The sequence below is a fragment of the Rubrilithobacter danxiaensis genome, assembly GCF_047272945.1.
In the GTDB taxonomy this organism is placed as follows: Bacteria; Bacteroidota; Bacteroidia; order Sphingobacteriales; family Sphingobacteriaceae; genus Rubrolithibacter; species Rubrolithibacter danxiaensis.
Map to the genome: position 1 here is coordinate 26,205 of NZ_JBKOPS010000006.1, position 22,233 is coordinate 48,437.

Consider the following 22,233-nt stretch of genomic DNA (forward strand, 5'->3'; position numbering starts at 1 on the left):
GCGCCCTACTATAGCAGTTTTAGATTCGAGCCCCGCCTCTTATTTCTTTTAAAGGATTATTTTGATCGCGACTTATTTTTTTGAAACCCGCTTGCCGGCTTTTTTCCAGGCCTCTATGCCTCCTTCGAGATCGGTAACATTGGTAAAGCCGTTTGTGCTGAGCCAGTTCGACGCCTTTTCACTTCTCGCGCCAGAGCGGCAGTATACATATACAGGCTGGGTTTTCTGAAGCTCGTTTGCCTTTGCTTTGAATTCTTCAGCGTTCTTCCAATCAATATTTACGGCTCCCCTGATATGCCCTGTCGCATACTCTTCGGGAGTTCGCACATCTAGTACCAATGCTTGCTCTTTTTTTATTCCTTTTTTGAATTCACTCACCTTCACAGTTTCTTTTTGCTGAGCAAATGCACTGCCCGATATAAGGAGTATGAGCAAGAGTTTAGTTATTTTTTTCATAAAGTAAATTTAGCTTAATTAGTTAGATTTTGTAAAAAGGCTTTCCTGCCACTTTTTATTTTAACGTTAGCTTTTGCCGTATTGATAAACCGGCTTACATATAATTTAAATTACTCTTAATAGTTGAGTGAAAGTCCTGCACCAAATCCCATGTCACTATCATAATGGGTGCGGATACTCAGGTTTCTGGTGAAGATGTAACGCATATCTACCATATATTCCTTATCAGTATTCAACATAAATCCTGCCCTCAGTCTTCTGGAAACCGGTATATCTTCTCTCATAAGAGATAACCTTACTATACCGTCGTGGTATATCTCGCCCTGAAGATTAAGCAACATGGGCAAAGTGGACATCATACCAAGGCTTACCGCAGTTCTGCTATCTTTTTTATTCGCCTGTCCGAACATGTTTTTTTCATGCTCATCCCTTCCCATTTTCCGATAACGCCAGTCAAATCCAACAAAAGGCATGTACCATTGATTTTTTCCCAAAAACCGTCCCAAATGGGTTTCTACCTCGTACCCATGCATAGCGCTATATCCTAAACGCCATTCGGTTCCAAGGTTCCACCTTGCATTCATCAGCATTGCTTCACCATCGTTTCCATTGGTGGCAAAATCGTTCTGTGCCATCACATGTATCATATTGCTTTCACGCTGAAGCATCTTGTAGGCCATCTCTTTGTCTGGTAGATTCGGGTTTTTATAGTCGTCAACAGTGAATACCCGGTTCATACCTGCCATCATATGATAGAGAATATGACAATGGAAAAACCAGTCGCCCTCTGTATTTGCCAGGAACTCGATAGTATCTGTTTCCATCGGCATGATATCTACCACGTTCTTTAAAGGCGCATTGCTGCCCTGGCCGTTCAATATTCTGAAATCGAAGCCGTGCAGGTGAATCGGGTGGCGCATCATAGAATTATTATACAGCGTGATCCGTAATACTTCCCCTTTCTTAACCGGTATCTTGTCGCTTTCAGCAAGCACCTTATTGTCCATACTCCATACATAGCGGTTCATGTTTCCGGTAAGGGTGAACTTGAGATCTTTTACCGGAGCCTCTTTTGGAAGGGTGGTATTTAGAGGAGATTTTAGCATGGCGTAGTTCAGGGTAACAATACTGCCCTGGGTGTCCTGATGATCGCCATTTTCCTTCATTTTCATCTGCCCTTTAGTGTCTTCTTCTCCTGTGATTTCCGGATACATCACTGCATTCATATCCATCTGGTTGAGGCTCATTCTCATTCCCATGTCGTCAAGGTCGCCGTTCATCTTCATCATGTCGTTCATCATCTTCATGCCCTCAAAATACTTGAGGCGTGGCATTGGCCCGACCTGCTGCCTGGCTCCGTTTCCGATGAAGTAACTGGTTGACTGGGTACGATCTTCAGTAGTGGCCATAAATTCATAAGCCTTGCCGTCTTCAGGTATAGTTAATAGGATATCGTATGTTTCTGAAACCGCCACGATCAGCCTATCTACCTCTACCGGCTCCACATCGTTACCGTCACTGCCAACAACGGTGATTTTGCCTCCTGCGTAACGAAGCCAGAAGTACGAGGATGCGCCCCCATTGGCAATTCGTAAACGAACCTTATCTCCGCCTTTTAGGGTTCTTCCACCTATTCTCTTCAGATCTGCGATCTGAGCTCCATTCGTCTGCACCTGGTCATAATAAACATCGCTCACGTCCATCGCCATCATTCGCTTCCATTCATTCGTGAGCTTAGTCTTCAACTTCCCGCGTCGAATAGCCTCGGCATAGCTTTGGGTAGCGCCTTTCTTAATGGCAAACCAGTCGCTGGCGTTGCTCAGCATCCGCTCTACATTTTTGGGATTAAGATTTGTCCATTCACTAAGAATAACAGGAACCGTTGGCAGATCGTCTATACCTTTTCTGAAGGTCGGGTCATCCGGCCTTTTGTTCATGATAAAACTTCCATGCATCCCGATCTGCTCCTGCAAGCCAGAATGGGAGTGATACCAATGGGTACCATTTTGAATAATGGGAAAGCGGTAAGTGTATGTGGTGCCGGGCTTTATTGGCATTTGAGTAAGAAAAGGCACCCCATCTTCTTTATTTGGCAGGAATACACCATGCCAATGCAAGGAAGTATTTTCATTTAGCAAATTATGCACCACTATTTCAGCTGTGTCTCCTTCTGTAAACTGCAGCGTTGGCATTGGGATCTGCCCATTTACTGCGATAGCCCTTTTCTGTTTACCCACATAATTAACAAGTGTATCCTTTACGTACAAATCGTAATGCACTACTTTCTGGGCAACAGCGTTCTGTGTTACAAAAAACACCAGGGCCGTTAAAGACAACAACATTCTTTTAAAAAACTTTTGGATATCCATTAATATCTTTTTGATGATATTTAAAAGGCACTGCCTGAGCAATGCCTTTTAAATATTCTTATTGAGTTTCTACCACGCTGCCACAAGTGAGCATCGCAGCACCATAATAAGGGTTTTTGATTTCCTTTTCTTTACTCAGCCAATACGCTTTTTTCATCGGGCAGTATTGGTAGTAAACGGGTTCTCCGGCTTTGTCTGAGCTTTTGAGAACTTTCCAAATGATCTTTGAGAGGTCGTTAAATGCAGCTCGTTGTTTATCGATAGAACCTGCCTGGGATATCAGATCCGTTGCTTTCAACAAGTCGTTCTTTTGAGCAAAATTCTGATCCTCTTTCAAACCTTGCTGAAAAATAACTGCTGCTCTGGCAGCTGCTTTGCTATCGCTGCTCACCAGCGCATTCTTAACTGCCAGATAATTGCTTAAATGCTTTCCGGTATTCTGCGCAAATGCTGAATAACCGAAAAACATGATTGTCAATACGAATACCAGCTTTTTCATTCTTATACTGATTCTATCTTAAACCCAGCTTTTTCTACTATTTTAACTACTTGCTCTTTCGTAATTCCTTCAGACTTAACCGTAAGAATTTTATCTTTATTTGTAGTGTCTACATTCCATTCGGAGATGCCTTGAGCATTATCCAAATGCGGTTTTACTGAAGCTATACATCCGCCGCAATTAATATTTGTCTTGAATTGAAGATTTGTATTTTCCATTTTCTTTTGTTTTAAATTATACTACAAAGGTCCTTAATCCGGGTGCCTGATTGTTACGTTTTTTTGCGTTTGATTTGTAAGATTTACTGCCGTGAAGGCTTTGGCTTTACCCATGATTCATTCAAAGATGCAAGCACAAGAAGATGAGATACCGGTTCCTGCGTACTTTGATTCTTCTATTTCTTCCACTTCAAGCGTAAGCTGTTGCTGACTACACTTACACTACTGAGAGCCATAGCCGCACCGGCAATCATCGGGTTAAGAAGAAACCCATTAATTGGGTATAGAAGGCCGGCGGCAAGAGGAATACCAATTACATTGTAAATAAAGGCCCAGAACAGATTTTGCTTGATGGTAGCTACTGTTTGCTTTGATAAACGGATAGCCTGAGGGATCTTAGTAAGGTCAGATGAAATAATAGTCATCTTCGCCACATCCATGGCAATATCACTGCCCTTACCCATTGCAATACTTACATCGGCAGTGGCCAAAGCTGTGCTATCGTTAATGCCATCACCAACCATCGCAACTACTTTACCCTTTTGTTGAAGCTCTTTTACAAAATCAGCTTTATGTTGCGGTAATACCTCCCCCTTATAATTTTTCAAACCGGTCTGCTCAGCAATTGCTTTAGCGGTCGCTTCATTATCGCCGGTAAGCATATACAATTCAATGCCCATTTCCTGTAATTGCTTAATGGCAGTGAGAGAACTCTCTTTAATCTTATCCGAAATAGCCAGTACTGATAATGCTTTTTTACTGTCTGCAAACCAAATGACGGTTTTTGCAAGAATGCTCCATTCATCTGCTTGCCGTTGCAATTCTACGGCAATAGTTACACCGTTGTCAGAGAGTAATTTTCTATTTCCCACAAAGTAGGTCTCTCCATCATGGATCGCTTTAGCCCCTTTTCCCGTGATACTTTCAAAAGCCGACAATGAACTGGTTTTTGCTCCTTCCAGATGCTTTACCACTGCTTCTGCCAGGGGATGTTCAGATTGCTTTTCGATGCTGAATAATACATTTCTGCGAGTATCATCGTTCTGCAACCATTTGATGCCCGTTACCTCCGGTCTTCCTTCTGTGATAGTACCGGTTTTGTCCAGCACAATAGCATTTACCTTTTTAGCTAATTCGAGACTTTCGGCATCCTTAATTAAAATTCCTCTCTCAGCGCCTTTACCCACACCTACCATGATAGCCGTTGGAGTAGCAAGTCCAAGCGCACAAGGACAAGCGATTACAAGAACGGTAACTGCTGCTAAAAGGCCTTGCACCACACCATTATCGCCACCAAGAATTAACCAGAGGATAAAAGTGAATATGGCAATACCCATCACAACGGGAACGAAAATGCCCGCAATTTTATCCACCAATTTTTGGACTGGCGCTTTGGTCCCCTGTGCGTCCTGTACCATTTTGATGATATGAGCAAGCATAGTTTCCCTGCCCACTTTCACTGCCTTAAATTGGAAGCTGCCTTTCTGATTGATAGTGCCCGCAAAAACTTCTTCATTTTCTTCCTTTAGAACAGGAACCGGCTCACCGCTTAACATGCTTTCGTCCACATACGAGCTTCCTGAAGTGACCATTCCATCCACTGCTATCTTTTCGCCGGGTTTAACAAGAATGACGTCTCCTGCTGCAACTTCTTCAATTCCAATCTGCTTTTCGCTGCCATCTTGCGAAATAACTGTTACCGTTTTAGGCTGTAAACCCATCAGCTTCTTTATGGCGGTTGATGTATTTCCTTTGGCTTTCTCCTCCAATAATTTACCAAGCAGGATAAATGCTATCACAACCGATGCCGCTTCGAAATAGACGTGTGCATGTAAGCCTCTTTCGTGCCAGAATTCGGGGAACAGCATATTAAATACGCTAAACAGATAAGCAATTCCCGTACTGAGTGCTACAAGGGTATCCATATTAGCCGACCGGTGACTAGCTTGCTTCCATGCATTAACAAAGAAATCCTTACCGAGCCAGAGTACTACTGGCGTAGAGAATAACCACATGATTTGGTTAGCATAGGGTATGTTCATGAAGAACATGCCGATCACCACTACAGGAAGCGATAAGAGAACAGCCAGTAAAGTTTTCTTTTTTAACTGTCGGAATTTTTTCTCGTGTATAGCTTCCAGTGTTTCCTGTTGGGTAGATTCATCTTCGATGAGCAAGTCGTATCCAACAGACTGGATTGCCTTTTGCAGCTTTAAAGCATCCGTCATGTTCGGCAGATACTCCACTGTAAGATTCCCTGTGGCGAAGTTTACAGAAGCGGAAACCACACCTTCCGAGGCCTTCGCCATGCTTTCAGCACTGCCCGCACACGATGCACAAGACATCCCCAGTACAGGAAGCGTTTTCTTTACAGTAGTAACGCCGTATCCTAAATCTTTTATAGTTTTAACGGCATCCACAACTGCTTCGGGGTTACTAACCTTTATGGCGGCCCGGTGGTTATTCAGCTCAACTTTGTGGCTCTCCACCCCTTTAACCTGCGCAAGGCCTTTATCCACAATCAATGCGCAGTGTTCACTTTCCACATCTTCAAGTGGAAGATAGATCGTGTCCTTTATATTTTCAATATCTGTTGCCATGATATCCTTTTTACAATTTTTATATCACAAAGGTGGCAATAAGGATAAAGTTGGCGGTTACGTTATTTTATGTTTGATTTGTAAGATTTACACTTTATCCAACGGCTTTCGTTTTTCTTCCCGAATCTGCTTAAAATGGCTGGGAGAGAGACCGGTGACTTTTTTAAACTGATTGCTCAGGTAGGCTACACTTGAATAATTCAGTCTGAAGGCAATCTCGCTTAGCGTCAGTTCATCATACACAAGCAACTCCTTAACCTTTTCAATTTTCTGTGCAATGAAATATTTTTCAATCGTAGTGCCCTCCACCTCCGAGAAGAGATTCGACAGGTAATTGTAATCGTGGTTAAGTTCGTTGCTTAGCACATTAGATAAATTATGTTTTACGTCGTACTGCTGGTGATGAACCATATCGATAATCACATTCTTTATCTTCTCAATGATCCGGCTTTTCTTATCATCGATAAGCTCAAAACCCAAATCAGTCATAGCTCTGTCTAATTTAGTTTTTTCTTCAGGTGTAAGATCTTTTTCAAGCTCAGCCTCCCCTAAAGTTACCTTACTGGCCCGCAATCCTAATTTTTGCAGCTCGTTTTCCACCACCATAATACAGCGGTTACAAACCATGTTCTTTATGAATATCTTAGACATATATTATTCCCACCGTTTTTTGTATTGTGATAGCTCACTGTACAAATTTATAGTTAATTTCTTCCAGTGATTCGTTTACTAATAAATTTGTTTCCGGAGTCTTCGCAAGAACTATTAAAGCAACTGGGATGAAATTCAACAAACAGTTTCCGAGTGAAAATCTTAAACCCTACATCAAATATTTTTTACTGTCGGAGAATGAATTGGAAAGCGAATACAAGGTTTTTCCGTCTTCAGGTTTGGTTATTGGTTTTCAATATAAAGGTCAGCTTGCTACAATAAAAGGCAACACAGAAAGCAAACTCACATCGGCAGGAGTCATTCAGGTTATTTAATAAGATGTGCAATAAAGTTTAAGGATAGTAACAAGTTTTCGATTACACTGGTTATAGTATTGATAATGGGGAAGCGATTAACTTTTAGTATATTTTTTACCTATTGTTGAAAATTTAATACTTTTACATCCGACGCTTTACTATATGCTACTCAATTATATAAAACTCCCTTCTGAATCTTTATTTCCGGATATCCTGGACTTCTTTACAATCTATAGTACGAACAGTAGTCAGACTATTCTATCCACTGAATAAATACCCGTTCAAACGCTTGTTCACTTACAACACTCAATTAATGAAAAAAATTTTACTTTTTGTCGCTTTTATTAGCGTAATGGTTACTGCTCGTGCACAGACTACTCTAACATTTTCATCTAATGATGTAACTGCCTGGGCCGATGGTATTGCTCAGGATGGGGAGGGTGGTTCTGCTGATTTTCCTGGTGCAACCATTCAGATTTTCAATATTAGTAATAGTAGCGGGACCGCTCTAGGAGTGCCAATAGAGTGGCACAACAATACAGATTTAGCCGCTCCTGGCCTGGACTTTTCTGGTCTTACAACATTTTTATCTCCTGATCCTAATCAATGGTGGGCTGGAATAGAAATAAAAACACAGGAAGGATCAAGTTTTGATATTAATGGATTTCGATGGTACGACTGGAGTTACGCTGGAACAAACGTCAATGTAATAGGTTATCGAAATGGATCGCAGGTTGCTTCCCAGACCTTCACAGCGAATAGTGATGAAAGTCTTGTTACTATTAGCTTAAATAGCACCTTTGATGTTGTTGATGAAGTACGAATTACTTATGCTGATGGTACAGGGTGGGGAAGTATTAATGATATTAGTATTGCCGGCCTACCTGTCTCAATTACTTCGTCAAATATCAGTTGCAATGGCGGGTCAAATGGAGTAGCAACGGTAATCGCTACAGGTACAAGTCCCTATACGTATTCATGGTCGCCATCTGGTGCCACAAGTGCAACTATCACTGGTCTTGCAACAGGAACTTATACTGCTACTGTAACTGATGCAAACGGCCTCGTTGGTGTGGCTTCCGTAACATTAACTCAACCTGCCGCTTTGTCGGCAACCTCCTCTAAAACAGATGTAACAGCTTACAACGCTGGTAACGGTTCAATTAGCGTGACTGCTTCCGGCGGTACTCCTGGTTATACCTATAGTTGGGCGCCTTTAGGAGGAACGAGTGCTACTGCATCAAATTTGTCTCCAGGTACATATACCTGCACGATAACTGATGCAAATAGTTGTACTACAACCGCTTCTGCAACAATCACTCAGCCGGCAGCTTCTTCCAATGCCAACTTATCCAACTTAAACATTAGTTCCGGCACTTTGTCTCCCGCATTCGCTTCAGCTACTACCAGCTACACAGCTTCTGTGCCTAATGCCACTACCTCTGTGAATATAATCCCGACTGTAGCTGATGCAACTGCTACTGTTACCGTCAATGGTACTGCAACTACCAGCGGAAGCGCTAAAAGTATTTCATTAATTACGGGGGTTAATAGCATTCCGATTATTGTAACAGCTCAGGACGGAACAATAAAAACATATACACTAACTATAACCCGTCAGTTTGCTCCCCCGGGTAATTCCCTGGCATTTGCAGGATCTACCGAAAAAGTATTACTAAATGCAGCTGGCAGTACAGCAACAGATTTCGGCAGCTCTTCGTCCTTTACTTTAGAAGCCTGGATAAAACCGTCAACATTTTCTGGCAACCCAACCATTTTTTCTCATAAGAACTCTGGGAACGCATCTGCTGGTTATTCACTATTTCTACTTGCAACCGGCCAGTTATATTTTGAATGTACAAGTTCCAGTTTATCAGGCAGTATAGCAATTAAGGCAAATCAATGGACACACGTGGCAGTAACTTTTGCCAAAGGAGCAGGAACATCAGGTACTGCAACGTTGTATGTGAATGGCGAGATAGCGGGAAACGGTACAGTTACCATTCCTTTGTCGTCTGTCACTGCTGTAATCGGTAATTTTCCAAACGTCGGTTATAACCAACCGTTCAAGGGGCGTCTTGATGAATTAAAGATATGGAACGTGGTGCGTACACAGGCTGAGATTCAGGCTGGAATGCTTTCAGAAGTAAACCCGAGTTCCACTAATCTTGTCGCTTACTATAACTTTGATCAAGGGATTGCAGCAGGAGATAATACAGGATTAACAACGCTATCCGATCAGACGGCCAATCACTTTGACGGAACCCTGAATAATTTCACACTTACGGGTTCGAGTTCAAACTGGATGGGAAGTTATGCACTGATCGCCCCAACAGCCACCGCTGCATCTGCAATCAGCTACTCCGGCTTTAAGGCAAACTGGACAGTGCCTACTATTCCGGCTACTATAAATTCATATAATGTTTATGTTGCTACAGATGCAGCTTTCGGCAGTCAGATTCCCGGCTCACCTTTTTCAGCAACGAATGTTGCCGGCTCGCTGACAATTTCGGGCTTAAATCCGGGGACAAACTATTATTATAGAGTTACAGCGACAGGCTCTGAAGGTGAAGGTGCATATTCTAATACGATAACTGCTAAAACACTTATTCCAACGGTTACTTCGGTGGCTGCTCCATCCGGTACTTTTAAAGTTGGTGACGTTTTCGATGTTATGGTTAATTATTCCGACAATGTTACCGTTACAGGGTCGCCAGCGCTGGAAGTAACTGTTGGATCTACTCTTAAATCTGCCGTTTATTTTCAGCCGGGCAGCAGCGGAAATCAGGTAGCCTTCAGGTACACAGTAATTTCAGGTGATCTGGATAACGATGGTGTGACTATCGGATCTATTTCTTTAAACAGCGGTACAATCAAAGCCGGTACTGTAGATGCAGATAATACACTCAGCGTCACTTCAGCTGCCTCTCTTTTAGTGGACGGAATATCGCCAACACTGGCAATTACGAGCAGTGCATCTGCTTTAAAAAGTGGCCAGACAGCAACTATCACCTTTACTTTTAGTGAAGATCCGGGTTTAAGTTTTAGCTGGGATGGTTCTGCAGGTGATATCACTGTTTCGGGCGGTACACTCAGTGCCATTTCAGGAACCGGACTCACACGCACTGCTACATTTACGCCAACTGCAAATGCCAATGGCGGAACGGCGAGCATTACTGTTGCTTCCGGTTCTTATATGGATGCTGCAGGCAATACAGGCGGGGCAGGAACAACTCCTTCGATTACTTTTGATACCCTGGATCCGGCTGCCCCATCAGCCCCAGATTTAGCTGTTAGCAGCGACAGTGGAACTTCTGATACAGACAATTTAACTAATAACACTACTCCAACATTTTCAGGTACTGCCGAAGCTGGTTCTACAGTCAGATTGTATGACACCGATGGAGTGACAGAACTTGGAAGTGCAACCGCAAGCGGCGGTACCTGGTCGATCACCAGTTCGACATTAAGTGCAGGATCGCATACAATCACCGCAAGAGCCACTGATGCTGCGGGCAATACGAGTGCCGCTTCATCCGGTTTAGCAGTAACAATCGACACCAATTCGCCAACATTGGCTATCACAAGTAATGGATCGACTTTAAAGTCTGGTGAGACGGCTGCCATCACCTTTACTTTTAGTAAAGATCCGGGCACAACTTTCAGTTGGGACGGTTCTGCCGGTGATATAGTTGTTTCCGGTGGTACACTTAGCGCTATTTCGGGCAGCGGTCTTACCCGTACTGCTACATTTACTCCGACTGCAAATACCAATGGTGGTACCGTTAATATCACCGTTGCTTCCGGTTCTTATGCAGATGCTGCAGGTAATGTAGGTGGTGCAGGAGCAACTCCTTCGATTACTTTTGATACGCTGAATCCGGCTGCTCCATCAGCTCCTGATCTTGCTGGCGGTAGTGATAGCGGAACGTCAGGAACAGACAATATAACTAATAACACGACACCAGCATTTAACGGAACTGCAGAAGCCGGAGCTACTGTTACTTTATACGATACGGATGGAACGACAGTTCTTGGAAGCGGAAGCGCCACTGGCGGCAATTGGTCAATTACGAGTTCTGCTTTGAGTGCAGGAACTCACTCACTTACAGCCAAAGCTGCTGATGCAGCAGGAAATGTGAGTGCGGCTTCTGCAGCATTGAGTGTTATCATAGATACAAGCTCACCAATGTTAGCTATCACCAGCAGTGTTTCTGCATTAAAAATAGCTGAAACAGCAAGCATTACCTTTACTTTCAGTGAAGATCCGGGTACTACCTTTTCATGGGATGGTTCTGTGGGTGATATCACCGTTTCAGGGGGAGCTCTCAGTGCCATTTCTGGTACAGGACTTACCCGAACTGCTGTATTCACTCCAGATGCTGATACCAATGGTGGAACGGCGAACATTACCGTTGCTTCCGGTTCTTATGCGGATGCGGCAGGTAATGCAGGGGGGGCTGGTACTACGCCTTCTCTTACCTTTGATACCAAAGCACCTGCTGCACCATCTGCACCAGACCTTGCAACCGGCAGTGACAGCGGAAGTTCCAATAGTGATAATATTACTACTGATACCACTCCGACTTTTACAGGAACTGCCGAAACGGGAGCCACAATTACTTTATATGATACAGATGGAACGACGGTTCTTGGAAGCGGAACCGCTACTGGAGGCAACTGGTCGATTACGAGTTCTGCTTTAAGTGCAGGCGCTCATACTGTTACAGCAAAAGCTACTGATGCAGCAGGAAATGTGGGTGTAACTTCTACAGCACTCAGTATTACCATAGATACAAGCTCACCAACTTTAAGCACTGTGGCTATTGCCTCAAGCAACAGCACTTCAACACTTGCAAAAGTGGGAGACGTTGTAACAGTAATCTTCACCTCAAGCGAAGCGATTCAAACACCCACAGTAACTATAGCAGCGCAATCTGCTACCGTTAGCACTACTACAGGAAATAACTGGACAGCAGTTTACACCATGACATCAAGCGAAACTGCAGGCAATGTTCCTATCTCTATTAGTTTTACAGATATTTCAGGCACTGCAGGAACAAGCGTAACAGCAACTACCAACAGTAGTAGTGTTATTTTTGATAAGACAGCGCCAACTTTAACAACTGTTACGGTCGCCTCAAATAACAGTACTTCCACGCTTGCCAAAACAGGAGATGTGATAACACTCAGCTTCACCGCAAGCGAAACAATTCAAACGCCAACAGTGACTATAGCCACACATGTTGTAACCGCCACAAATGGCAGCGGAAACAGCTGGACGGCGACTTATACATTAACCGCCACAGATATAGAAGGAAACATTCCATTTTCTGTAGCTTTCGTTGATGCGGCAGGTAATACAGGAACGAACGTAACAGCTGCCAACAGCAACAGTGTGATTTTCGATAAGACTGCACCAGCTCTGTCAGCTGTAACTATCGTATCTAATAATAGCACGGCAACGCTTGCTAAAGCAGGCGATATAGCGACGCTAACCTTTACTTCCAGTGAAAGTATTCAAGCTCCGGTAGTTGCAATTGCAGGCCATTTGGTTGTGGCAACCGCCTCAGCTAATAACTGGACTGCAACTTATACTTTTGTTCAAGGTGATACAGAAGGATTAGTAAGTTATACTATTTCATTTGATGATTTAAGTGGTAATGCCGGAACAGATGTTAATTCTGGCTCCGGTTCTGTCACTTTTGATGAAACCACGCCTATAACTCCAACAGATTTAAAGGCAATCTCAGGTAATACACAAATTATATTGAACTGGACAGGTAATACGGAGGCGGATTTGTCTGCCTATCGTATTTTGTATGGAACCAGCCCGACACCTGTTACGTTTTTAACAGATGTTGCAGCAGGAACGACTAGCTACACACATACCGGCTTAATTAATGGAACTACATATTATTACCGGATACTGGCAGTGGATAAAACGGGAAATACCAGTGTTTCAAGTTCAGATGTTACATCAATTCCCAAAGCAGACCAGACAATCACTTTTAATGCTATCACATCAAAAACCTATGGGGATGCAGCCTTTACATTAGGTAATGCCAGCTCATCAGCTGGTCTTATGGTTACTTATACCGCAGCAGATCCTTCTGTCGTTGTTATCAGCGGTAATATAGCCACTATTCTGAAAGCTGGGAGTACAGTAATTACAGGCAGTCAGTCTGGAAGCACTGCTTTTAATGCTGCTCCAGACGTTCTCCAAACATTGAATATCGATAAAAAGGATTTAACGGTAATCAATAACAGCCGCTCTAAAGTTTATGGAGAAGTTTTAACAGACTCGGATTTTAGTGGAAGTATTACCGGTATCGTTTATGGAGATAACATCAGTTTGAGTAGAAGCAGCGGCGGGGCAGAAGTGACTGCTACAACCGGAACCTATCCTATAACAGCTACAATAATTAACCCGGACAATAAGCTTTCGAATTATAATTTAAATATTTCAGATGGTACACTCACTGTCACTCCTAAAGCTTTGACTGTTGCCGCAAATGAAAACAGCAAAACCTATGGTGATCGAGTTGTTTTTGCAGGTACAGAATTCAACAGCACGGGCCTCATTAATAACGATAAGATCTCCGGGGTGACTTTAAGCAGCTCTGGAACAATTGCTGAGGCTGCTGTTGCAGGATCTCCATATACCATAGTTCCTTCAGCTGCCTCAGGAGACGGACTCGGTAATTACAATATCACGTATGTCAATAGTAGCTTAATTGTTAATAAAAAAGTATTAAGCATTACTGCCGATAACAAAACCAGATTCATCGGTACAGCCAATCCGGAATTAACGGTAAGTTATGATGGTTTTGTAAACGGAGACAAAGCGAGCGATTTAACTCTTCAGCCTGATATTTCTACACTAGCAGATAAAAACTCGCCTCCTGGTAATTATCCAATCGAAGTCAATGGAGCTCAATCAGCTAATTACAACTTTATTTATCATAATGGAACACTAACGGTTAGGCCTGGCGCACCAACCAGTATCAGCTTGACAGCGACAACTTTGTTTGAGAATCGACCCGCCGGAACGCTGGCAGGAGTTTTAAGTTCTACCTCTGAAGATCAGGGTGCTGTATTTACTTATAAATTAGTATCAGGAAACGGGGATACAGATAATGGACAATTCCTGATCGAAAATGATAAAATCAAAACAAGGGGTAGCCTCAACTATGAGCAGAAATCAAATTATCACATACGAGTACAAGCTACAACTCAGTATGGCTTTTCTTTAGAAAAAGAGCTGATTATTGCTTTATATAATGTAAATGAAGTACCTGCGCTTGATATAGTTGATAATCAGGAGATCTGCTACACTTCCGATCTTCGAAAGATAACTTTAAGTGGAATTACAGCAGGAGAGGATGTAGGACAAAACACAGTAATCAGCGTAGTTTCTGAGAATCCGGATTTCTTTAAGACCCTTGCAATAGCAGGATCAGAACTAAGATATGAAGTTAACGAAGGAGCCAGCAGATCCGCTGCCGTTACAGTTATTGTAAAAGATAATGGTGGAACTGCAAATGGAGGAACCGACACCTTCAGCAGAACTTTTACAATTACAGTAAACGCCCTGCCAATTGTATCTATTAGCTCAGATAAAGGCACCGACTTACCAAAGGGCTTAGAAGCGCAATTAACAGCTGCAGGCGGAAGCAGCTATGAATGGTTTGATGCAGAAGGAATAGTAAGCGGCAGGAATACTTCCACCTTAACAGTTCGACCATCTAAAACGACCACTTACCGGGTTAGAGTAACTAATTTAAGTGGTTGTAGCCAGGAATCACAACTGACTATTTATGTTAAAGATGATTACAGTGTATTAGATATCAATAATATCATGACACCAAACGGCGACGGAGTTAATGATCGATTAATGATAAAGAATATTGACATGTATCCTAACAATGAGGTGAAGATATTTGACCGTGCCGGTCGTTTGTTGTACAGTAAGAAAAATTACGGCAATGAATGGGACGGAACGTTTCAGGGAGCACCGCTGGCAGAAGATACTTATTACTATGTGGTTAATTTTGGAGCAGGAATAGGAAAGATCAAAGGTTTTGTAACTATAGTTAGAGAGTAATACAACAGAAATTATTAAGAGACATACGATGAACACTTGCGGTATAAATAAAAGCATCATAAAGCTGTTACTGCCAATCTTCCTTTTGCTGTTTATTAAGCAAGAGAGCCGGGCACAATTAAATCCTCTTGGCGGAATTTACTTTCAGAATCAGTATCAGGCCAATCCCGCTATGGCAGGATTGGAGGATAGGCTAAACTTAAATTTAAGTATGCGCCAACAGTGGAACTCCATCCCCGGGGCTCCTAAAACCCAATCCATTACCGCTGATTATGGTTTTAGTAATAAAGTTGGATTGGGGCTGAATATATACAACGATCAGGCAGGACTACAAAAGCAGACACGGATAATGGGAACTTATGCATACCATTTGCCGGTTGGGTCTGATTCTCAGCAGTTGAGTTTCGGAGTGTCTTTTGGGTTTATGAATGATCGTTTAAATACAGAAGATATGAAAGGAGATACTTCTCCTGATGTAATAGTGGGACGATATAACCAACGGGAAACGTTTTTTGACGGAGATTTTGGAATAGCTTATACAGGAAAACGCTTAACTATACAAGGGGCACTTCCCAATATGAAAAGTATTTTCAGCAAGGATCAAAACAATAGTGTGGCAGATAGGTCAATTTTTTACAGCGCAATCAGTTATAAAATAGTTAATGAAGAATCATTAAATGGATTTATTGTTGAACCAAAAATATGCTATCGCGGAGTTAAAGGATATGATAACATTGCTGATATAGGAACATACTTAGGTTTTGCCGGCAACGCTTTGAACTTAATGGCTATGTATCATACTACACAGAGTGCGACATTTGGAGCCGGAATTAATTATAAGAAGACACTTGCAATAATGGGAATGTATAATACCGAAACAGCAGCACTAAGCGGATATACTAACGGTACTTTTGAAATTAATTTGAGAGTGAGTTTATTTTAAGATTTACACATTCAAGATCGTTTAGAAAAGTTCTGGAAGCAGAAGGGTGAGCGCACCCAAAGCGATTGATTGAAAAATTAATCGCTTTTTTATTGAAATTAAAATTGATTGTTTCCGAAGAGACTGGATATATCCGTCTATTTATGGTTTCAAAGCCCCTTTAAACAATCGACTGTGTTAAGAAAATACCGCACGATGGAAGTATGTATCTAATCTTCAAAGCCATAATTCTACTACAATCTGTAATTTCCGTTATTTATTTCGTGCATTCATATCAATAATATTATCTTCATGCCCTGAATTTAAATCCCAATAGTATGTCCCGTTATAAATATTCTATAGGAATATTGCTTGTATTTATTACCAGTGTACTTTTTTATAGTTTTTCCAGTTCTAAAGATGAACCTAAAAAGCCGGAAGATAATCGCTTTACAAAGGTAGTTTTGGCTCAAAAGCTTGAAGAGCCTATGCAGTTTGAAATACTGAAGGATGGCCGTGTTCTTTTTGTTGAACGTAAAGGTAAAATGAAACTTTACAATCCTGCCGATGGACAGGTAAAAGTAATTGCCAATTTTAATGTCAGTACGAAATATGTAAGTAAAAAAGGTGAAGTAACAGAAGGCGAAGATGGATTACAGGGAGTTATCCTTGATCCAAACTACGACCAGAACCATTGGATATATGTTTACTATTCTCCGGCAGAAGGTGAACCGAGAAACACACTTGTACGATTTAAATGGGATGGAGGCCAGCTTAATATGGCTACCAAAAAAGTATTGCTCGATGTCCCCGTTCAACGGGAAGAGTGCTGCCATGTTGGCGGAGGAATGCTTTTTGATGCACACGGAAATTTATATTTATCTACCGGCGACAATACATTTTCAAGATCTTCGGACGGGTTCTCACCATTAGATGAACGTCCGGGAGAAAGCCCGCGGGATGCGCAGAAATCTTCAGGAAATACAAATGATCTTCGGGGTAAAATTCTTCGTATACATCCCGAACCGGACGGAACCTATTCTATCCCTATGGGTAATCTCTTTCCTAAAGGAATGGATAAAACAAAGCCTGAAATATATACAATGGGTAACCGGAACCCCTGGCGTTTATCAGTTGATACCAAAACGGGTTATTTATATTGGGGCGAAGTTGGCCCAGACGGATCAGTAGATTCTGTTGGCAGAGGGCCACGTTCTTACGACGAATTTAACGTAGCTAAAAAAGCAGGAAATTTCGGCTGGCCCTATTTTAATGGCAATAATCAAGCATACTGGGATTACGATTTTGCTACCAAAACTTCCGGAGAAAAGTTTGTTGTGGAACATCCGGTTAATCATTCGCCAAATAATACCGGTTTAATTGATCTTCCTCCGGCACAGTCTGCTATGATTTATTATCCGTATGCCGAATCGAAAGAATTTCCTGAACTGGGAAGCGGAGGCCGAAGCGCTACGGGGGGACCTATTTACCACCGGGCAAATTTTAATAATCCCAAAAGGCCTTTTCCTGATTATTATGAAGGAAAATGGTTAGTGACAGATTGGGTTCGCGGATGGATTATGTCGATAACACTTGATGAAAACGGAGATTACAAGTCGATGGAAAGATTTCTTCCTGATATGAATTTCCGCGGTGCAATTGATATGGATTTCGGCCCTGACGGTGATTTGTATGTGCTGGAGTATGGAAATGGTTATTTTAAAGATAACCCCGAAGCAGAGCTTGTGCGCATTGAATATAACGGAGGAAACCGGAAGCCAATCGTTCAGGCAACTGCAAGCAAGTCTGCCGGAGCCGTTCCATTAAAAACTCAGCTATCTGCTGAGGGAACAAAAGATTACGATGGAGATGCATTGAAATATGAATGGAAAGTAACATCCAAAGGAAGTGCTCCGAGAATTTTTAAAGAAGCAAATCCTACAGTTACATTCTCCAAACCGGGAATTTATAAAGCAACTTTAACCGTTACCGATCCTTCAGGTGCTAAAAATAGCAAAACGGTTGAAGTAAGGGCAGGAAACGAGCCCCCGGTAGTAGATTTCAATCTTTTAGGCAGCAACCGGTCTTTCTTTTTTCCGGATAGAAAGATCAATTATAACGTTCTGGTTTCTGACAAAGAAGACGGCAGTTTAGCCAATAAGCGGATTTTGCCTTCTCAGGTTTCTGTAAGCATTAATTATTTGTCGGAAGGGTATGACCTTACCGAAATAGCACAAAGTCAGCGTAGCGTAGATGCTTCGGTTCAATTTGCTGCAGCAAAAGGTATGATTGCTAAAAGTGATTGTAAAGCTTGCCACAGTTTGGCCGCTAAATCTTTAGGGCCAGCATTTGTTCAGGTAGCAAAAAAATACAAAGGAAATGCAAACGCGGTTAATAAACTGGCAAAAAAAATTATAACGGGAGGAAGCGGTGTTTGGGGCGATGCCATGATGCCTGCGCATTCATCTTTGCCCGAAAAAGACGCTCAGTCAATTGTGAAGTATATTTTAAGCCTTGCAGAACCGCATCAAACAATTAAATCACTCCCGGTAAAAGGATCTTACATTACTAAGGTTCCCAACGGAGAAAGTGACAAAGGCAGTTTCTTGTTCCGTGCCGCTTATACCGATAAAGGAAAGCAATCAGCGCCTTCACAGTCATCTGAAGATGTAGTAGTTTTAAGAAATCCAACTATTACCATTTCACACGCTGATAAAGTTGAGAACCTGGATTTTAACAATAATAGAACCAGGGCTGTTGCGCAAGGATCCGGGTCGTATGCAAGTTTCAATAAAATTGATCTGACGGGTATAAAGGAAATAGAATTTTCAACTTCTTCAATCCCGGGGGATAATAGCAAAAAGGGAGCAGTAATTGAGGTTCGCATTGACTCGCCAACAGGTAAAGTGATCGGTAAAACAACGGAGATTCCGTTTTTAACGAAAGAGAATCCGTACCGGCTGAGTAAAGTAAAAGCTAAACTTCAGGATGTAAGCGGATTCCATCCCGTTTATTTCGTGTTTGTGAATCCTGAAGCTGCTGGTACAGAAAAATTTGTACAGATAAGGGATATTACCTTTAAAGATCAGATCACTGAATAAAGTAAAAGAATCTAAAGCAAAAAGCCTTGCTGGCCTCTCAGCAAGGCTTTTTGCGTGAGTGAAGGCTTAAGAAGAGTATAATGTGAGCAAAGAGCAAAAGGAAACGGATTTCAGGGAAGTGTTCGTAGAAGATAAAAATGTATCGCTGGTTATTTTATTGCTGGCTTCCTTCTTTTTGTATCGCATAGCTACAACGGAAGGATTAACTACTAGTGTTATTTTCGGCGTTTTTCGCAGTTTTGCTGATTTTTTATTTTATGCTTTAAGCTATTTTATCTTTCCGGTTGCGGTTTTTCTTTTCTGGAAGCGCAAAAGTTCAGGATGGATTTTAGCAAGCGTGTACACTATTTATTCCATTGTAATAAATCTTATTCTTTTTATAACCACACTTTTTAACAGTTATACCTCTTTTCTAATTTTATTAATCTTGTTTTTTCCGATAGCTTTTTATTGTTTTGTTCAATACCTGCTTTGCAGAAAAAGCATGCTTAATACGTATCATGTTTCAGATAGGAAAGCTGTATTTATTATAGCAATAACGATTGTATTTAGTGTCGCCAGCAGCTTCTATTGGCAATAGTTTAAATAGAATAGGAACCCGAAAATAGTGTCGGAAAAAATATTTTAAATTTTTTTTAAGTATTGTAAAACATTTTACCGGGAGCTGCGTTTTTATATTCAGTAATTGAGAGCGTTAATTTTTTAAACCCGGAGAAAGCCATTTCTTCGGGTTTAATCTTTTAGAAGTAATTGCCGTTGAAGGTGGATCGATGCGATTCTGTTAAAGGCTAATAACATTAGAGCATAATAAAATATCATCCTAATACCTTCCCCTGATATTCTTTACTATCTTCTGATTGTATAATTCCCTTAATTTACTGTGAACAGATCCGGACAAAGGTTCGAGTGAAGAAGCCTCCATGTTACTTTTTACCTGACTTACTTTAGTCGCCCCGGGAATTACAGTTGTTACTTCCGGGTGGTCCAGGATCCATCTTAAAGACCATTGAGCCATTCTTTCATCTGGCAGCAGTTTCCCAATTTCTTGCGCTAACTGAACACCTCTTTTAAATTCAATTCCAGAAAAAGTTTCCCCAACATTAAAAGCTTCTCCGTTTGCATTATAATTCCGATGATCGTTCTCTTCAAAAGTGCTTGATTCGCTGTATTTTCCTGAAAGTAAACCACTTGCTAATGGAACCCTTACAATTAAGGCTACATTTTTTTCTTTGACTTTTGCAAATACTTCATCAGCAATATGCTGACGGAATAAATTAAAGATAATTTGAAGAGATGCAATTCCTTCCTGTTCCAGACATAATAGAGCTTCTTCTGCAGTTTCCACACTTACACCCCAATGTTGAATCAATTTTTCTTCCTGAAGTTTACGAAGATGCTCAAAAACCTTTCCGGCCTGCAGTTCTTCTTGTGGAATACAGTGCAGCTGTTCCAGAACAAGCGAAGGCAGATCTAGGTTTTTTAATGATGATTCTACATGTCTTTGCATATTATCATAACTAAAATTCTGTGGCCAGCCGTTTGAGCCGTCGTGTCTGCGGCCCAGCTTTGTTGCTATATAGAATTTCTTGCTTGTAGTTTTAAGCCATCTTCCAATAACAGTTTCGCTCATACCCGTTCCGTAAACATCAGCGGTATCAATAAAATTTCCGCCAAGTGCAGAAAAAGTGTTTAAGATATCGAACGCATCTTCTTCCTCTAATTTTCCCCAGTCAGCACTTCCCAGCTGCCAGGTTCCTAGTCCTGTTTCTGATACCGAAACGTCTTTAAAAGGTCTGTAATTCATTTTAATAGCGAGTTTGTAACAATAATCCTGATTTTCTCTGCTTAAAGCAAATATGATTATTCTTGTATTATAAACCCATTTACTAACCCATTTATGAACAGAACAAAAGTTGCAATTCTTGGAGCAGGTTTTATTTCTGACATCCATTTAGAAAGTTATCACCGTTTTATCCCCGAAGCAGAAGTTGTAGCAGTTTATGCACGTAATCCTGAAAAAGCAAAATCTTTTGCTGATAAATACAACATCCCTCAATGGTTTGACAGTATTGAAAAATTAATTTCAGAGTCGGGATGTGAAGTGGTAGATATCTGTTTGCCCAACTATTTGCATGCCGATGCAACAATAAAAGCAGCCCGGGCCGGGAAGCACATCATAATTGAAAAACCGCTGGCAGTAACTCTTGAAGAGGCCGACGAAATGATCGATGCATGCAAGCAGAATAATGTAAAGCTGATGTATGCTGAAGAGCTTTGCTTTGCACCTAAGTACGAACGTGCCCGTCACCTGGTAAAAGAGGGTGCTGTTGGGGAGATCTTTATGCTGAAACAGGCAGAAAAACATTCCGGTCCGCATACAGATTGGTTTTATGATATTAATCTTGCAGGTGGTGGAGTGCTGATGGATATGGGGTGTCATGCTTTCGGCTGGTTCAGGTGGATGTTAAAAAATGAAAAAGTTAAAAGCGTGTATGCTACTATGAATACCGTTTTTCATAAAGGCCGCACAAAAGGGGAAGATAATTCTGTAGTGATTGTTGAATTTGAAAACGGTGTTACAGGCATTGCTGAAAACAGTTGGGCAAAGCACGGCGGTATGGACGACCGGTGTGAAATTTACGGAACGGGAGGAGTAATTTATGCCGATCTGTTTATGGGAAATTCTGCTATAACATACAGCAGGGAAGGATACGGTTATGCAATGGAAAAAGCTGATACAACCCAGGGCTGGAGCTTTACTGTTTTTGAAGAGGTTTTTAACCAGGGATACCCCCACGAGTTAAAGCATTTTATTGAATGTGTAAGGGAAGATAAAACCCCTCTTGTAACAGGTGAGGATGGAAGGGCAGTTCTTGAAATTATTTATGCTGCTTATGCATCTGCAGGAGAAGGTAGAAAAATTGAACTTCCCTTTTCACCGAAAGTGGCTAAACCAATTGATCTCTGGCTAAACAGGTAAAGACTATAGAGTA

At 41.6% G+C, this 22,233-nt stretch carries 13 protein-coding genes; 6 read left to right on the plus strand and 7 right to left on the minus strand.

Going from position 1 to position 22,233, the window contains the following annotated elements; all coding sequences use genetic code 11:
- Positions 1 to 72 precede the first annotated feature (72 nt).
- The 6 genes from ACLCDL_RS08865 to ACLCDL_RS08890 all read right to left on the minus strand — a co-directional run bounded on the left by ACLCDL_RS08865 (position 73) and on the right by ACLCDL_RS08890 (position 6,793).
- Entirely contained in the window at positions 73 to 456 is a 384-nt protein-coding gene (locus tag ACLCDL_RS08865) for a rhodanese-like domain-containing protein (RefSeq protein WP_423147929.1), read from the minus strand.
- A gap of 116 nt (positions 457 to 572) precedes the next feature.
- On the minus strand, positions 573 to 2,798 hold the full coding sequence (locus tag ACLCDL_RS08870; protein ID WP_423148195.1) for a multicopper oxidase family protein: 2,226 nt from the start codon (positions 2,796 to 2,798) through the stop codon (positions 573 to 575).
- An 85-nt stretch (positions 2,799 to 2,883) separates the two neighbouring features.
- The gene (locus ACLCDL_RS08875; protein WP_423147930.1) at positions 2,884 to 3,324 is read right to left on the minus strand and encodes a DUF3347 domain-containing protein; all 441 of its coding nucleotides are present in this window, start codon (positions 3,322 to 3,324) and stop codon (positions 2,884 to 2,886) included.
- A gap of 2 nt (positions 3,325 to 3,326) precedes the next feature.
- Positions 3,327 to 3,542 carry a heavy-metal-associated domain-containing protein gene (locus tag ACLCDL_RS08880; RefSeq protein WP_423147931.1) on the minus strand — a complete coding sequence of 72 codons (216 nt, stop codon included), beginning with the start codon at positions 3,540 to 3,542 and terminating at the stop codon, positions 3,327 to 3,329.
- A 176-nt stretch (positions 3,543 to 3,718) separates the two neighbouring features.
- The gene (locus ACLCDL_RS08885) at positions 3,719 to 6,142 is read right to left on the minus strand and encodes a heavy metal translocating P-type ATPase (protein WP_423147932.1); all 2,424 of its coding nucleotides are present in this window, start codon (positions 6,140 to 6,142) and stop codon (positions 3,719 to 3,721) included.
- Positions 6,143 to 6,229: 87 nt separating this feature from the next.
- Positions 6,230 to 6,793, minus strand: a complete 564-nt coding sequence (locus tag ACLCDL_RS08890; protein ID WP_423147933.1) for a helix-turn-helix domain-containing protein — start codon at positions 6,791 to 6,793, stop codon at positions 6,230 to 6,232.
- A 128-nt stretch (positions 6,794 to 6,921) separates the two neighbouring features.
- Between ACLCDL_RS08890 and ACLCDL_RS08895 the strand changes: the two genes are divergently transcribed.
- From ACLCDL_RS08895 to ACLCDL_RS08915, 5 genes are all read left to right on the plus strand, one after another.
- Positions 6,922 to 7,128, plus strand: a complete 207-nt coding sequence (locus tag ACLCDL_RS08895) for a hypothetical protein (protein WP_423147934.1) — start codon at positions 6,922 to 6,924, stop codon at positions 7,126 to 7,128.
- A gap of 295 nt (positions 7,129 to 7,423) precedes the next feature.
- Complete coding sequence (locus tag ACLCDL_RS08900; RefSeq protein WP_423147935.1) at positions 7,424 to 15,217, plus strand: Ig-like domain-containing protein; 7,794 nt, start codon at positions 7,424 to 7,426, stop codon at positions 15,215 to 15,217.
- Positions 15,218 to 15,245: 28 nt separating this feature from the next.
- The gene (locus ACLCDL_RS08905) at positions 15,246 to 16,160 is read left to right on the plus strand and encodes a PorP/SprF family type IX secretion system membrane protein (RefSeq protein WP_423147936.1); all 915 of its coding nucleotides are present in this window, start codon (positions 15,246 to 15,248) and stop codon (positions 16,158 to 16,160) included.
- A gap of 317 nt (positions 16,161 to 16,477) precedes the next feature.
- Positions 16,478 to 19,240 (plus strand): PQQ-dependent sugar dehydrogenase, encoded by a 2,763-nt coding sequence (locus ACLCDL_RS08910; protein WP_423147937.1) that lies wholly within the window; start codon positions 16,478 to 16,480, stop codon positions 19,238 to 19,240.
- Between the two features lie 82 nt (positions 19,241 to 19,322).
- Complete coding sequence (locus ACLCDL_RS08915) at positions 19,323 to 19,820, plus strand: hypothetical protein (RefSeq protein WP_423147938.1); 498 nt, start codon at positions 19,323 to 19,325, stop codon at positions 19,818 to 19,820.
- A gap of 240 nt (positions 19,821 to 20,060) precedes the next feature.
- On the opposite strand, the gene ACLCDL_RS08920 is transcribed toward ACLCDL_RS08915, so the two are convergent.
- Positions 20,061 to 21,044, minus strand: coding sequence for an aldo/keto reductase (locus ACLCDL_RS08920; RefSeq protein ID WP_423147939.1), 984 nt, complete (start codon positions 21,042 to 21,044; stop codon positions 20,061 to 20,063).
- Between the two features lie 93 nt (positions 21,045 to 21,137).
- Between ACLCDL_RS08920 and ACLCDL_RS08925 the strand changes: the two genes are divergently transcribed.
- Positions 21,138 to 22,220, plus strand: coding sequence for a Gfo/Idh/MocA family protein (locus ACLCDL_RS08925; protein ID WP_423147940.1), 1,083 nt, complete (start codon positions 21,138 to 21,140; stop codon positions 22,218 to 22,220).
- Positions 22,221 to 22,233 lie beyond the last annotated feature (13 nt).